We start from the raw sequence: 14,029 nt of genomic DNA, 5'->3' as shown, positions 1-14,029 counted from the left end.
ACATTTGCGGTTTTTTGGAAGCCCGCAGCCCACCTACGCGGGCGCACTAGCGGTTATTGTGTAAAGGTAAGCATCCGGCGTAATATGGCTATGTTTCTGCTGATTGACAACCCTAGATGACTATTGAGCATTCGGACGGCAAGGTGTGAAGAAGCCCGGAGTGCTCGGTGTCTTCGTGGTCAATGATTAAACCGTCTCCAACTTGGCATATGCCAGCATCAGCCATTTGATGCCGGCGTTGCGGAAATTGATCTGCACCCGTTCCTGCTCGCCTTCGCCTTCCATTTGCAATACCACACCTTCGCCAAATTTCTCGTGCCTGACAGGCTGGCCCAGTTTGTAAGTGCCCTTGCTGCCCAGACTTTTGGTTTGCGGTGCGCTATTGGCGGCCGGTCTGCTGACATTGGCGCGTAACCTGATTTCCTGAATCGACTCCTGCGGCAGTTCTCGCAAAAACCGCGAGGCGCGTGGATAACTGTCCTTGCCGTAAAGGCGCCTTGACTCCGCGTGCGTCAAATACAGCTGTTGCATGGCGCGGGTAATGCCGACGTAGCAAAGCCGGCGTTCTTCCTGCAAGCGGCCGGCATCGTCCAACGCTTGTTGAGAAGGGAATAGGCCTTCTTCCAATCCCACTAAAAACACCAGCTTGAATTCCAGGCCCTTGGCGGAATGCAGCGTCATCAGTTGTACACAGTCTTCGTCGACTTCGCCTTGCATTTCTCCAGCTTCCAATGCCGCATGCGCTAAAAACATGTCCAGTTCGCCCATGTTTTCGGCGTTTTCGCTGTCGTAATCGAATAGCCTGGCGGCGTTAACCAGCTCTTCCAGGTTTTCCACCCGAGCTTCGCCTTTGTCTTGTTTTTCTTTTTTATAAAGCTCGATCAGCCCGCTGGTTTCGACGATTTGTTTGACTGTTTCATGCAGACTCAAATCTTTAGTGGTTTCGCCGAGTGCGACAATCAGATTTAAGAAGCCGCGCAAGGCATTGGCGGCGCGGGCCGGTAACTGGTTTTGTTCCAACATCGCCAAAGCTGCCTGCCACAGCGAGAGCTGTAGTTGGCGGGCCAGGATACGCATGTCGTCCAGTGTTTTGGCGCCGATGCCGCGCGTCGGCGTATTGACTACGCGTTCGAAGGAGGGATCGTCGTGCGGATTGGTGGACAGGCGCAGATAGGCGAGGGCGTTTTTGATTTCCATCCGCTCGAAAAAGCGCAGGCCGCCGTAAACCCGATAAGGTGTGGCAGTGGTCATCAAGCGTTCTTCGAACTGGCGGGATTGGGCATTGGAGCGGTACAGTATCGCGGTGTCGCTACGCAAGCCGCCATCTCTGACCCATTGCCGGATTTTCTCGACGACGAAATAGGCTTCGTCTTGCTCGTTAAATGCCGAATACAAGGAAATGGCATGGCCTTCGCCGGCGTCGGTCCACAGTTCCTTGCCCATCCGGTTGTCGTTGTTAGCGATCAAGGTGTTGGCGGCCTTTAAAATGTGGCCGCTGGAGCGATAGTTTTGTTCCAGGCGGACGATGCCGTGCTCCGGATAGTGCTTTTGGAAATTGAAGATATTTTCGATTTTGGCGCCCCGCCAGCCGTAAATCGATTGGTCGTCGTCGCCGACCACGAACAGATTGTTGTTGCCTTCGGTGAGCAGCCTAAGCCACGCGTATTGAATAGTGTTGGTGTCTTGAAATTCGTCGACATGCACCTGTTGGAAGCGCTCGCGGTAAAACGCCAGCAAATCTGCGTTATCGCGCAGCAATTCGTGAGCTCGCAGCAGCAGTTCGGCAAAATCGACCAGTCCGGAACGCTCGCAAACCTCTTCGTAAGCCAGGTAAATCTGCCGCATCTGCCGGTTATAAAAGTCACCGCTGTCTTGCAGGTGCTTGGCGCGGATGCCCTCGTCTTTTTGGGCGTTGATAAACCATTGCGCCTGTTTCGGTGGCCACTTGCTGTCGTCCAGATTCAGGTTTTTGATCAGCCGTTTGATGATCCGTAGTTGATCGTCGCTGTCCATCACTTGAAACGTGTCCGGTAGTTTGGCTTGTTTGGCGTGTTGCCGCAGTAAACGATGGGCCAGTCCATGAAACGTGCCGATCCACATGGCGCGGGCTGAGGTCTTGAGTAAGTCCTCGATGCGGTTGCGCATTTCGTTGGCAGCTTTATTGGTAAACGTCACTGCCAGAATGTTGTAGGGCGAAATATGGTTGACCTGGATGTGCCAGGCGATGCGATGCACCAGTACGCGGGTTTTGCCGCTACCGGCGCCGGCCAGTACCAGCATGGCTTGCATCGGGGCGGAAACGGCCAGACGTTGGTCGTCGTTCAATGAGGCAATGATAGAAGAGACATCCATTTTTTATAACTTGCAGATTTTGAAGAGCTGTGTATATTTGCTTGCCTTTTAAGGGAAAGCCTTGCGTCAGGACTAATAAATACAACACAGAGAGGATTGGAAATGAGCTTCGATTATAAACGTTTGATCAAGTTTGAACACAACATCGGCGATAAAGATAAAAAAGTCCGCATGGTTTCGGGTGTGGTGTTGCTGGCCGTTTCGTTGTTTACCGCCAGCATTTTGATGTTGGTGGTGGGTCTGGTCTTGGTGGCCACCAGTTATGTCGGCTGGTGTCCGGCTTACTCCGGTTTCGATAAGAACACCCTGGGTAGCAATGTGACTGACGGTCAATAAAAACTCAATGTAAATCCGAATCTTAGCTCCGGCGCGGATTCGGATTAATAAGGGGTGTTGCTAGTCTTCTTTCTTATATTCGCCTTCGATGATGGTCTGATCGGTGCGCGATTGCTTGAATACCGAGCCAATCTGAGTCTTGAGCAAATGTTGCTCGATTATGTACATGGCAATTCTTCTGCGTAGCGCCGGTATCAGGCAGGCGAATCCCAGCAAATCGGTAAAAAATCCCGGTGTTAGCAATAAAGCGCCGCCAACCAGCAAAATAGGCCCTTCGATCATTTCATAAGCTGGAATTCCGCCTTGCGCCAGCGCGGTCTGGAAACGTTGCCAGGTGGCAAAGCCTTGGCGGCGCAACAGCCAGGCGCCCAGCGCGGCGGTAAGTACCACCAAGAAAATGGTCGGAAAAGCACCGATCATTCCGCCCACTTGCAATAACACATAGATTTCTACAAACGGAACGATCAAAAAAGCGATAAATAGAACTTGCATGGTTTTCATGGCTGACTCGTTTGCGGGAAAAAGCGGCTAATACTAAGAGCATCTTCGCCCAAATTCCAGGATAATATCGCCATGCATCAATTGATTCTTTGTACCTGTCCGGACGCCGAAACCGCCGATAAACTGGCAGGTGCGTTAATCAACGAGAAGTTGGCGGCCTGCGTGAATATTATGCCGGGTATACGTTCGGTATACGAATGGCAGGGCAAAGTTGAAATTACTCAGGAACATTTGCTGCTCATCAAAAGTCATCAGGACCGCTATGCGGCTATTGAGGCCACTCTGCAAAGCCTGCATCCTTACCAACTCCCGGAAATTATTGCGGTCGCGATCGAGCGCGGCTCCTTGGATTATTTGAAATGGATAGACTCATGCCTTGCCATCGACTGATTTTGTTGTGTCTGCTGGCCGTTTTTTTTCGCAGCGCGATGGCGCTGGACAGTCAGGATTTTTTGCCGCCGGAGCAGGCGTTTAAACTAACGGCTTCTGCGGCAAGCGTCGATACAGTCGAACTTAACTGGCAGATTGCTGAAGGCTATCACCTGTATCGTGATAAGACTAAATTCCAATCTCAAACCGAGTCGATTCAACTGGGTCAGGCCGATATGCCGGCAGGTAGCGCCGAGCACGACCCAGCGTTGGGCGAAGTGGTGGTATACCGCAATGCGTTGACGGTGGTGTTGCCGCTGATTAATCAAAACCATGAGTCGCAATTAAAACTGTTGGTTAAATATCAGGGCTGCGCCGATGCCGGCGTTTGCTATCCGCCTCAGAAGGTGGTGTTGGATGTAGCGTTGCCGGCCGCACAACCGGTCGAGAATAGCGGTGCGCTCACGCAGTTCGTCAAAGGTCTGAAGGGTTTGACGCCCGGCTTGTTTTCCAGCGAATTGTTGCCGCCCGAACAAGCTTTCCAGTTTTTGGCGACGCTGAAAGACCCCTATACCGTGCAAGCCAATTGGCAAATCGCAGAAGGTTATTATCTTTACAAGGATAAACTGGCGGTAAAGCTCGTGGGGGGCACGCAGACGCGCCTGACGCCATTGCAGCTTCCGGAAGGCGCCGCTTATCACGATGCCGAGTTTGGGCAGGTGCAAATCTACCGTAATCAGATCAGCGTCGATATTCCACTATTACGCGATAGTACGGCCGCCGAAACCATCAAGTTGCTGGCAAAATTCCAAGGTTGCGCCGACCGGGGTGTTTGCTATCCCCCCATGCAATCCGAAGTGAGTCTGGATTTGCCGCAAGCAGATATTTTGCCGGCCAAGCCGGTAGCTGCAGCCACGGAATTGTCGGAGCAGGACAGAATCGTCAAGGCTTTGCGCAGCGACAGTTTAGCGTTGACGCTATTCAGTTTTTTTGGATTTGGGTTGTTGCTGGCTTTTACGCCCTGCGTGTTTCCGATGATTCCAATCCTATCCGGCATCATCGTTGGTCACGGCGATCGGATTGGTACCCGCAAAGCCTTTTTGTTGTCCTTGAGTTACGTGTTCGCGTCGGCCTTAATGTACACGGTGTTTGGTATTTTGGCGGCCTTGTTCGGCAGTAATCTACAAGCCACCTTTCAAGCACCTTGGGTGATTGCGGTTTTTTCCGGATTGTTTGTATTGTTATCGTTGTCGATGTTTGGCTTTTATCAACTGGAAGTACCGAAATCGTTGCAAGCCTTGTTACATAACTCCAGCGACAAGCATCGAGATGGCTCGTATTGGGGAGCGGGCATCATGGGTGCCTTATCGTCTCTGATCGTCGGTCCGTGCGTGGCGGCGCCATTGGCGGCCGCATTGATTTATATCGGCCAGACCGGCGATGTGGCGCTGGGTGGCTCGGCGTTGTTTTCGATGGGCCTAGGCATGGGTGTGCCGCTGTTGTTGTTGGGAGCCTCGGCCGGAAAACTACTGCCTAAAGCAGGGGCTTGGCTGAATTCCACCAAAGCCGTGTTCGGTGTGGTGATGCTGGTGGTGGCGGTGTGGATGCTGTCGCGCATCCTGCCGCCTGCGGTGACGATGTTTTTGTGGGCCTTGCTGTTGGTCGTTCCGGCGATTTTTCTCGGTGCGATCGATCCCTTGCCCGAAGCGGCATCCGGCTGGCGTAAGTTGTGGAAAGGCCTTGGCATTATAATGTTGGTATTCGGAATATTGCAGTTGATCGGAATCAGTGCCGGCAACAGCAATCCGTTGCAACCGCTACAGGGTATGAGTTTGAGTGCTGAAGCGAAGCCGGTCCAGGGTCTCGATTTTCAACGCGTGGCGTCTGTGCAGGAATTGGAACAACGAATCGAACAAGCAGCGGCGAATGGGAAATCGGTGATGCTGGATTTCTATGCCGAGTGGTGCATTTCCTGCAAGGAAATGGAGGCTTATACCTTCACCGATGCGCGGGTAAAACAACAGTTGGCTAATTTCGTAGTGTTGCAGGCAGACGTCACGGCCAATAACGAGGCCGATAAAGCGCTGCTAAAACGCTTCGATCTGATTGGGCCGCCTGGCATCATCTTTTGGGGGGCGGACGGCAGAGAGCGGGCCGCGCAACGCGTCATCGGCTATCAGGATGCCGCCACTTTTTTAAAAACCTTGCAGCAATTATGAATCGAAAAATACTAATCGTGATATTGATCGCCGTTGCCGCGTTGGCGGCCGGTCTTTTTGCGCGTCAATACCTTGCCAGTGGCGAAGCCAGCCAAGCTGTCGCACCGTTGAATTTCAGTTTGCCGGATCTAGCGGATAAGCCGCAATCGGTCGAGCAATGGCACGGCAAAATATTGATTATCAATTTCTGGGCAACCTGGTGTCCGCCGTGTTTGAAGGAAATTCCCGAATTCATCAAGCTTCAGGGCGAATATAAAGATAAAGGTGTGCAATTTATTGGCATCGCTATTGAAGATAAACAGCCGGTGCAGGACTATCTAAAGCGCATCAATATCAATTACCCGGTATTGATTGGCGGGGAGGGGGCGACGATGTTGGCTCAACAATTGGGTAACGTCATCAACACCGTGCCGTTCACTGTCATCGTCAATCAACAAGGTCAGATTGTGCATCGTCAGCTCGGCGAGCTGACACGACAGAAAATTCTGGAAGTCGTGGAGCCGTTGTTGACGACAAAATAACTGAAAAACCGGTAAAACGATGGCTAATGAGGTGAAAAACGGTTTATCTGGACAAAAACCTACAAATTAGGCAGAATTCCTTTTTATTTAGCTTATTTTTGTTCAGCACCGGCATGGCAAAGTTCACTGTTCTCAATGGACCCAATTTAAATCTGTTAGGTGTTCGAGAGCCGGGGTTATACGGTAATAAGACATTGCAAAGCATTCAGCAGGGGTTGGAGCAGTTGGCCGCAAGTCTCGGCCATCAACTGACTTTCCTGCAAAGCAACGCCGAGCATGAAATTATTGAACAAATTCATCAAGCCTATCGGCAGGGCGTCGATTTCATCATCATCAATCCTGCCGCATTTACTCATACCAGCGTGGCAATTCGCGATGCCTTGCTGGCAACCAAGATTGCATTCATAGAAGTACATTTATCGAACGTGCATGCCCGTGAGCCTTTTAGAAGACATTCGTATTTTTCGGATATCGCCGTCGGCGTTATCTGCGGATTGGGGGCGAACGGTTACGAATTGGCTTTACAAGCCGCTCATCAGATATTAATAGAGAGAACTCAGAACAATGGATATTAGAAAAATAAAAAAACTGATTGATCTTATCGAGGAATCCGATATTGCTGAGATTGAGATTAGCGAAGGCGAAGAATCAGTCAGAATCAGTCGTTATTCCGCAGCTGCGCCTGTGCAATACGCCGCGCCGGTTGCCGTTGGTCAGGCGTCAATTGCGGCTGCTCCGGTAGCAGTTGTACCAGTCGAAGAAAAAATCAGCGGCCATGTCGTCAAGTCGCCGATGGTCGGTACTTTTTATCGTTCTGCGTCACCCGGTTCGGCGGCGTTTGTCGAGATAGGTCAATCGGTTAGCACGGGTCAAACTTTGTGCATTATTGAAGCGATGAAAATTCTCAATCAGATCGAAGCCGATAAAAGCGGCAAAATCAAACAAATTCTGGTTGAAAACGGCCATCCGGTCGAATATGGCCAACCTTTGTTCATCATCGAATAACCGACAAAGGGGCTGGGCTTATGTTTGAGAAAATTGTCATCGCCAATCGCGGCGAGATTGCATTGCGCATTTTGCGGGCTTGCCGCGAATTGGGCATAAAAACCGTGGCTGTTTATTCAGAAGCGGACCGCGACCTGAAACACGTACGGCTGGCCGACGAAGCAGTCTGTATCGGACCTGCCGCATCTGCCGGCAGCTATTTGAATATCCCGGCGATTATCAGCGCGGCGGAAGTCACCGATGCCGAAGCCATCCATCCCGGCTATGGGTTTTTATCTGAAAACGCCGATTTTTCCGAAAAAGTCAGCCAAAGTGGTTTCGTGTTCATCGGCCCAAGGCCCGAAACGATCCGGATGATGGGCGATAAAATTGCTGCGAAAAAAGCCATGCAGGCCGCCGGTATTCCTTGCGTGCCGGGCAATGGCGACCCTTTGGGCGAGGATGAAGAAACTAATCTGAAAATGGCTAGAGAAATCGGCTATCCGGTCATTATCAAGGCCGCTGGTGGCGGTGGTGGCCGCGGCATGCGCACCGTACATACCGAAAGCGCGTTGCTGAATGCAATTGCGATGACTAAAGCCGAAGCGGGTACTGCGTTCGGCAATAGCACCGTGTATATGGAAAAATTTCTGGAAGATCCACGCCATATCGAATTTCAGGTATTGGCCGACTCATTCGGCAACGCGATACATCTGGGAGAGCGCGATTGCTCCATGCAGCGCCGCCATCAAAAAGTGGTTGAAGAAGCCCCGGCGCCGGGTATTACCGAGGAACAACGCAAACAGATGGGCGAACGTTGCGCGCTGGCTTGCCGGGAGATCGGTTATCTGGGTGCCGGTACGTTTGAGTTCCTCTACGAGAAAGGCCAGTTTTATTTCATCGAAATGAACACGCGTGTTCAGGTTGAGCATCCAGTGACAGAGATGATTACCGGCTTCGATATCGTCAAGGAACAGTTGCGCATCGCTGCCGGCGAGCCTTTATCGATCACGCAAGAGCAGGTGACGTTTACCGGGCATGCGATCGAATGCCGTTTGAATGCGGAAGATCCGAAAACCTTCATGCCTAGCCCAGGGGTGATCGATCAGTTTCATATGCCGGGCGGCCCAGGTATTCGCTGCGAAACGCATATCTACAACGGCTATAAGGTGCCGCCGTATTACGATTCGATGATAGGGAAATTGATTGCCCATGGCGATGACAGAGCTAGTGCCATTGCACGGATGAGAACGGCGCTGAGCGAAATGGTGATAGACGGCATAAAAACCAATATCCCCTTGCAGCAAAGCATTATGGCCGACGCCGCATTCGCCCAAGGCGGGCAAAATATCCATTATCTGGAAAAGAAATTGGGTATTCATTAATCTGCGCGGGAGGGGCTGTATCAAATGCACGACGCCTCCCGGCACCAACTCTTCATACTTATGGCATGGCATCAACTATCCGTCATCACTGACGAAACCACCGCTCCCGATATTTCGGAGTTTTTTAGCGAATTAGGTGCGGTTTCGGTGACCTATAGCGATGCCGAAGATGAGCCGGTTTACGAGCCGGCCATCGATCAAACCAAAATTTGGACCCGCACTAGGGTGACTGCGCTATTCGAGCTCGATACCGATCCCGATATCGTGCATACCTTGTTGTTCAATCAGTTTATCGGACAGTCCTTGCAGGAATGGTCGGCCGAAGTTTTGCAGGATCAGGCTTGGGAGCGGGCGTGGATGGAGCATTTTCAGGCAATGAAATTTGCCGACCGCTTGTGGATTTGTCCCAGCGGCCAGGAACAACATGAGCCAGGCACTGTTTGCATGACCTTGGATCCGGGCTTGGCTTTTGGTACCGGCACACATCCGACCACGGCGCTATGTTTGGAGTGGTTAGCCAGTAACGAGATTAAAGACAAGGTCTTGATCGATTACGGTTGCGGCTCGGGTATTCTGGCCGTGGCGGCGCTATTACTGGGTGCCAAGCATGCGCACGCCATTGATATCGATCCGCAAGCTTTGACCGCCAGTCAATACAATGCCGAAAAAAACAAGGTGCAAGCACGGCTAGACTATTATCTTCCCGAACAATTTACGGTATTTGAAGCGGATCTGGTGCTTGCTAATATTCTTGCTAAACCATTAATTGAGCTGGCGGCAACGATTGCGGTGCTGGTGAAGCCTGGTGGACAATTGATTTTGTCGGGGATTTTGAACGAGCAGGCCGATTCGGTGGCAGCGGCTTATCGGGAGCAGGGCTTAATAGTGGCCGACCCGGTTAGTCAGGAAGACTGGTGCCGATTGGATGCGTATAAGCCCGGTTGAATGGATGTACAGCCGCTGTCCACACTGCGCTAAGCAACACGAACTGACCATTGAACAATTGCGAAGTCGGCGTGGATTGTTGATCTGTTCGGCATGCGGCGAACAGTTTGATAGTTTGCGTTTCCTAAGCGAGCACGAATACAGCGAATTAGCCGAGGATTTGCCTGGCCAGCACCAAAGCGCCGGAACCCGGCAGCAGATTCCGGCGGCTTGGCTGGCGGCAAGTGTGACGATGTCGTTACTGTTGGTGGCACAAATAATCTATTTCGAGGGGCTGCGCTTAATCATGCAGCCGCAGCTCAAAGCCGGCTTGGATGCGGTCTGCGCAGCTATTCCTTGTCGGTTGCCGATTTATCGAAATCTTGATGAGCTGGCGGTTTTTCATAGCGATCTGCAAATTCAGGCAGATCACAGTTATCTATTTACCGCGGCGATCAGCAATCAAGCCTTGTTTACCCAAGCGGCCCCTGATTTGAAGTTAACATTGTTGAGTTTTAATGGCCAGCCTTTAGCCGAGCGCGTGTTTTCCGCACAACAGTATTTAGTAGGCCCAAGTAAATTGGCGGCGGACCAAATCGCCGAAATCCGTTTGGCCATCGTTGCACCCGCCACTATTGTTGGCGGTTATACCTTTACTTTACTCTAGGGCATCATGAGCTACCCGGAACTTTTTCTGAAAAAAAATGAGGACAAACGTCTTCGGCAAGGCCATTTGTGGGTATTCAGCAATGAGGTTGATAGTCAGCGTAGCCCGCTAGATCAATTTATGGCCGGCGATTTAGTCGTCGTGCATGATGCCGGTGGCAAGGCCTTGGGTGTGGCTTATCTGAACCCTAATGCCTTGATTTGCGCTCGTTTATTGACGCGTAAAACGAACGTCAAAATTGGTGAAAGCTTTTTTACAGCGCGATTGACTCAAGCTCTGGCCTTGCGCGAACGCCTGTTCGACAAGCCTTATTATCGCTTGGTGTTTGGCGAGAGCGATGGTCTGCCGGGCTTGGTGATAGACCGGTTCGGAACCGTGCTTTCTGTGCAAATTACCACGGCCGGTATGGAAAGACATAAGGATGTATTGGTTAAGGTGCTGTTGGATATTCTGGTGCCGACCGCGATTTTGCTGAAAAACGATAACAGTCAGCGGCAATTGGAAAACCTTTCGCAGGAGCCGGAATTGGTGCACGGCACGCTACCCGAGCAGTTGCTGATTGAAGAAAATAACGTGCGTTTCATGGTCAATGTTGCCGATGGCCAGAAAACCGGTTGGTTTTACGATCACCGCAACAGCAGAGCGCAATTTGCGCAATGGTCCCGTGGTTTAAAAGTGCTGGATTTATTCAGCTATGCCGGGGCTTGGGGTATCCCCGCCGCAGTAGCAGGGGCAGCTGAAGTTTGTTGCGTCGATAGCTCGGAAAGCGCGTTGGCGTTGGCGGCTGGTAGCGCCGAACTGAATCGAGTGCAAGATAAGATGCAATTCGTGCGTAGCGATGTGTTCGAATTTCTGAAGCAGGCGAGGGAACAGCAGCAACATTACGACGCGATCGTACTCGATCCGCCAGCGTTGATTAAACGCAAAAAAGATTTCAAAGCCGGTTACGAAGCCTATCGCCGTCTGAATCATCTCGCACTACAGGTCTTGTCCAATAACGGGATTTTGGTATCGGCCTCCTGTTCGCATCATTTGAGTAGGGACAATCTGCACGAGATTTTGCGTTCTTCAGCACGCCATATCGATAGGCACTTGGTGTTTTTCGGCAGCGGTAGTCAAGGGCCGGATCACCCGATTCATCCCGCGTTGCCGGAGACCGATTACTTGAAAACCTTTTTCTGTGCTGTTTCCAGTCGGTTATAAGGAAACCGGGTGGAAAGCAAGCCGAAGTGCGGTCTATGTGGGCAACCGGTATTTATTGCCGGTTTTGAGCTCAATACCACGTCAGGCCAAAAAAAATTCTGCTGCGAAGGTTGTCGTAGCATTTTTCAACTGCTCAATAGCGAGCAAATAATAATAACGACTCCAGAGGAGAAACCAACATGAAAGCCTGCGAATCTTGTGCAGACCGCGTCAATATTGGCTGTCATCATAAACAGATGCCGGTTATATCGAGAGCTATCGGCTTGCTGTTTATCTATTTGCCGATTTTGACCTTGCCGTTTGTGATTACCAGCGCTTATTTGACTTATTTCAGTCTGAAATTGGTCGGCGCCCAGAACGTCAAAACTTGGGGCGATTTTCTGCCGGCCAGGGCCAGTCATCGTTATGACTTGAAAAATCAAATTACCATGGACGGATCGTTTAAATTCAGCATGGCGCAATCGAAATTATTCTGGATTTTGAATTGCACCTGGTATTGTCCTGTTAGTGTCGGTTTGTTCGAATGGCATGCTTATTTGGTGAAAGTGGTGGAAAACTGGTGGTGCCCGTTTACCCATGATCGCAAAAACAGCTATACCGACGGGGCTATCGATCAGTCTTTTTGGCATATTTATCCGGAAGAGAAAGCTAAATTGAATGAAGAAGATAAAAGCAATCCGATTTTTACGGTCGATCCCGACGCTTAGGTTAGATGGGTTTGTGTAACCTGACTTTCATATAGGCTAGGGATAATGGTTTAGATATGCTCGGCAGGCCGATTGGTTTTAATACGATTAAAATCGGCCGGTCGAGGAAAGTGCAAGAGATTGGGTAATGTATCGACACAGGGTAAAAGGCCCGATGGCATAGGGCAAATTTTAATCATCAATTCTTATTTTCGACACGGAATGAATACAGAGAATACGAAAGCGACCGGCATCTGGTCTTTATGGGGCGCGGCCTTAGTGCTGCTATGTGTGGTATTCAGAGATAGTCTGGTAGAAATGGCGACGACATGGACCAATGTCGAGGAATATAGCCATGGCTTTTTCATACCCATTATTACAGCCTATCTGTTATGGATGCGCCGTGGCGAATTGGCTTTGGTGCCGGGATTTAAGGCTTCGCTTCCCGGTTTGGCGATTGTCGGTTTGGGGCTGATATTATTCGTTTTAGGTGGATTGGCAACGATAAAAACCATGGAGCAATATGCCTTTTTGATCGTTTTAACAGGTCTGTTTGCCAGCGCATTTGGTATGCACGGTTTGCGGGTCGGGGCGATTCCCTTGTTGTTTTTGATCTTCATGGTGCCTTTCCCGTCGTTCATATTGAATAATCTTTCTTCAAAACTGCAATTGATTTCGTCCTGGCTGGGAGTGGAGTTTATCCGAGCTTGCGACATCATGGTTTACCTGGAAGGCAATGTTATCGATTTGGGTAACTACAAATTACAGGTGGTCGATGCTTGCAGCGGTTTGCGCTACCTGTTTCCATTGGCTAGTTTGGCGTTTTTGTGCGCCTATTTGTTTAAAGGACCGTTCTGGCAGAAGTTGTTGATTTTCTTATCGTCTATGCCGCTGACTATTTTCATGAATAGTTTTCGGATCGGCGTGATCGGTGTGCTGGTCGATAATTGGGGCACCGAGATGGCGGAAGGCTTCCTGCACGATTTCGAAGGATGGGCAGTTTTCCTGTTGTGTATGGTGCTGCTGTTTGTTGAAATGTGGATTTTCAGCTGGATCGGCGGCCGGAAGCTGGCGATGAGCGAGTTGGTGCAGATTCCTGAAGAATGGAGTCATCCCGTGTCGCGTGATGTCCCTGCGGCGATTTTGAATAAATCCGTGTTTGCGGTATTGCTTCTGCTTGGTTTCGGCGCCGGCGCTTCCGAGATTTTTAAAGGGCGGGAGGATATTGTGCCCGAGCGCAAGGCCTTTTTGAATTTTCCTACCCACCTGGGTAGTTGGCAGGGGCGCAATGATTATCTGACGCAATACTATTTGGATGAACTGAAATTGACCGATTATGTGATTGTCAATTTCACACAGTCAGAAACTCATAGTAATGTTAATTTTTACAGTGCGTATTACCAGTCGCAACGTAAAGGCGCAGTTGTGCATTCGCCGCGTAGTTGTATTCCTGGGGACGGTTGGCAGATCACTAGTTTCGAGCAGCGCGAGTTCCCTGATATGCAATTGGAAGGTCAGGCGTTGCGTGTCAATCGGGCGATTATCCAGAAAGGCGAAAGCCGGCAGTTGGTGTATTTTTGGTTTCAGCAGCGTGGCCGGATGATCACCAATGAATATATGGTGAAATGGTATTTGTTTTACGATGCCATTGCCATGAATCGTACTGATGGTGCATTGATTAGGCTAGTTACGCCAGTTGATAAGGTTGAAGATATTACCGTTGCCGACCGGCGCTTGCAGGTATTCTTGAAAGATTTTCTACCGGAGCTGCCGGCATATTTACCGGGTAAAACCATTGTTCCGGTCGGATATTCGGTGGTACCCGGTTAGCGGAATATGATGTCGGCGCAATTGATTGTTTACCGATGTTTAATAGATTTTG

14 protein-coding genes are annotated in these 14,029 nt (G+C 50.5%); 12 read left to right on the top strand and 2 right to left on the bottom strand.

What is annotated here, in order from left to right:
- Positions 1–186 precede the first annotated feature (186 nt).
- Positions 187–2,352: a DNA helicase II gene (gene uvrD / locus QZJ86_RS15130; RefSeq protein WP_301671298.1), complete on the bottom strand. Its 2,166-nt coding sequence runs from the start codon at positions 2,350–2,352 to the stop codon at positions 187–189.
- Between the two features lie 102 nt (positions 2,353–2,454).
- Between uvrD and QZJ86_RS15125 the strand changes: the two genes are divergently transcribed.
- A complete protein-coding gene (locus QZJ86_RS15125; RefSeq protein ID WP_301671297.1) occupies positions 2,455–2,688 on the top strand; it encodes a YgaP family membrane protein in 234 nt (77 codons plus the stop codon).
- 60 nt (positions 2,689–2,748) lie between these two features.
- Here the strand turns inward: QZJ86_RS15125 and QZJ86_RS15120 are convergent, their stop codons facing one another.
- Positions 2,749–3,189, bottom strand: coding sequence for an FxsA family protein (locus QZJ86_RS15120; RefSeq protein ID WP_301671296.1), 441 nt, complete (start codon positions 3,187–3,189; stop codon positions 2,749–2,751).
- 72 nt (positions 3,190–3,261) lie between these two features.
- Here QZJ86_RS15120 and cutA point away from each other — a divergent pair, with 72 nt between their 5' ends.
- The 11 genes from cutA (at position 3,262) to xrtD (ending at position 13,977) form a co-directional block, all read left to right on the top strand.
- A complete protein-coding gene (cutA, locus tag QZJ86_RS15115) occupies positions 3,262–3,579 on the top strand; it encodes a divalent-cation tolerance protein CutA (protein WP_301671295.1) in 318 nt (105 codons plus the stop codon).
- Entirely contained in the window at positions 3,561–5,777 is a 2,217-nt protein-coding gene (gene dsbD, locus QZJ86_RS15110; RefSeq protein WP_301671294.1) for a protein-disulfide reductase DsbD, read from the top strand. Before cutA ends, dsbD begins: the two co-directional genes overlap by 19 nt.
- Positions 5,774–6,298 carry a TlpA family protein disulfide reductase gene (locus QZJ86_RS15105; protein WP_301671293.1) on the top strand — a complete coding sequence of 175 codons (525 nt, stop codon included), beginning with the start codon at positions 5,774–5,776 and terminating at the stop codon, positions 6,296–6,298. Before dsbD ends, QZJ86_RS15105 begins: the two co-directional genes overlap by 4 nt.
- Before the next feature lie 113 nt (positions 6,299–6,411).
- Positions 6,412–6,873 carry a type II 3-dehydroquinate dehydratase gene (gene aroQ / locus QZJ86_RS15100; protein ID WP_301671292.1) on the top strand — a complete coding sequence of 154 codons (462 nt, stop codon included), beginning with the start codon at positions 6,412–6,414 and terminating at the stop codon, positions 6,871–6,873.
- Complete coding sequence (accB, locus tag QZJ86_RS15095; RefSeq protein ID WP_301671291.1) at positions 6,863–7,303, top strand: acetyl-CoA carboxylase biotin carboxyl carrier protein; 441 nt, start codon at positions 6,863–6,865, stop codon at positions 7,301–7,303. The genes aroQ and accB overlap by 11 nt, the downstream gene beginning before the upstream one ends.
- A 20-nt stretch (positions 7,304–7,323) precedes the next feature.
- Entirely contained in the window at positions 7,324–8,667 is a 1,344-nt protein-coding gene (gene accC, locus QZJ86_RS15090; RefSeq protein ID WP_301671290.1) for an acetyl-CoA carboxylase biotin carboxylase subunit, read from the top strand.
- A gap of 60 nt (positions 8,668–8,727) precedes the next feature.
- The gene (prmA, locus tag QZJ86_RS15085; RefSeq protein WP_301671289.1) at positions 8,728–9,612 is read left to right on the top strand and encodes a 50S ribosomal protein L11 methyltransferase; all 885 of its coding nucleotides are present in this window, start codon (positions 8,728–8,730) and stop codon (positions 9,610–9,612) included.
- A 4-nt stretch (positions 9,613–9,616) separates the two neighbouring features.
- Positions 9,617–10,258, top strand: coding sequence for a zinc-ribbon and DUF3426 domain-containing protein (locus QZJ86_RS15080; protein WP_301671288.1), 642 nt, complete (start codon positions 9,617–9,619; stop codon positions 10,256–10,258).
- Between the two features lie 6 nt (positions 10,259–10,264).
- Entirely contained in the window at positions 10,265–11,461 is a 1,197-nt protein-coding gene (locus QZJ86_RS15075) for a class I SAM-dependent rRNA methyltransferase (protein WP_301671287.1), read from the top strand.
- Between the two features lie 179 nt (positions 11,462–11,640).
- Positions 11,641–12,168 (top strand): hypothetical protein, encoded by a 528-nt coding sequence (locus QZJ86_RS15070; RefSeq protein WP_301671286.1) that lies wholly within the window; start codon positions 11,641–11,643, stop codon positions 12,166–12,168.
- A 201-nt stretch (positions 12,169–12,369) separates the two neighbouring features.
- Positions 12,370–13,977, top strand: coding sequence for a VPLPA-CTERM-specific exosortase XrtD (gene xrtD / locus QZJ86_RS15065; protein ID WP_301671285.1), 1,608 nt, complete (start codon positions 12,370–12,372; stop codon positions 13,975–13,977).
- Positions 13,978–14,029: the final 52 nt, after the last annotated feature.

Source organism: Methylomonas montana (genome assembly GCF_030490285.1).
In the GTDB taxonomy this organism is placed as follows: Bacteria; Pseudomonadota; Gammaproteobacteria; order Methylococcales; family Methylomonadaceae; genus Methylomonas; species Methylomonas montana.
This window is presented reverse-complemented; position numbering and strand designations above follow the sequence as displayed.

Excerpts from the sequence above, each read along its gene's own strand:
- uvrD (WP_301671298.1), bottom strand. The coding sequence starts at position 2,352 with ATGGATGTCTCTTCTATCATTGCCTCATTGAACGACGACCAACGTCTG.
- QZJ86_RS15125 (WP_301671297.1), top strand. The coding sequence starts at position 2,455 with ATGAGCTTCGATTATAAACGTTTGATCAAGTTTGAACACAACATCGGC.
- QZJ86_RS15120 (WP_301671296.1), bottom strand. The coding sequence starts at position 3,189 with ATGAAAACCATGCAAGTTCTATTTATCGCTTTTTTGATCGTTCCGTTT.
- cutA (WP_301671295.1), top strand. The coding sequence starts at position 3,262 with ATGCATCAATTGATTCTTTGTACCTGTCCGGACGCCGAAACCGCCGAT.
- dsbD (WP_301671294.1), top strand. The coding sequence starts at position 3,561 with ATGCCTTGCCATCGACTGATTTTGTTGTGTCTGCTGGCCGTTTTTTTT.
- QZJ86_RS15105 (WP_301671293.1), top strand. The coding sequence starts at position 5,774 with ATGAATCGAAAAATACTAATCGTGATATTGATCGCCGTTGCCGCGTTG.
- aroQ (WP_301671292.1), top strand. The coding sequence starts at position 6,412 with ATGGCAAAGTTCACTGTTCTCAATGGACCCAATTTAAATCTGTTAGGT.
- accB (WP_301671291.1), top strand. The coding sequence starts at position 6,863 with ATGGATATTAGAAAAATAAAAAAACTGATTGATCTTATCGAGGAATCC.
- accC (WP_301671290.1), top strand. The coding sequence starts at position 7,324 with ATGTTTGAGAAAATTGTCATCGCCAATCGCGGCGAGATTGCATTGCGC.
- prmA (WP_301671289.1), top strand. The coding sequence starts at position 8,728 with ATGGCATGGCATCAACTATCCGTCATCACTGACGAAACCACCGCTCCC.
- QZJ86_RS15080 (WP_301671288.1), top strand. The coding sequence starts at position 9,617 with ATGTACAGCCGCTGTCCACACTGCGCTAAGCAACACGAACTGACCATT.
- QZJ86_RS15075 (WP_301671287.1), top strand. The coding sequence starts at position 10,265 with ATGAGCTACCCGGAACTTTTTCTGAAAAAAAATGAGGACAAACGTCTT.
- QZJ86_RS15070 (WP_301671286.1), top strand. The coding sequence starts at position 11,641 with ATGAAAGCCTGCGAATCTTGTGCAGACCGCGTCAATATTGGCTGTCAT.
- xrtD (WP_301671285.1), top strand. The coding sequence starts at position 12,370 with ATGAATACAGAGAATACGAAAGCGACCGGCATCTGGTCTTTATGGGGC.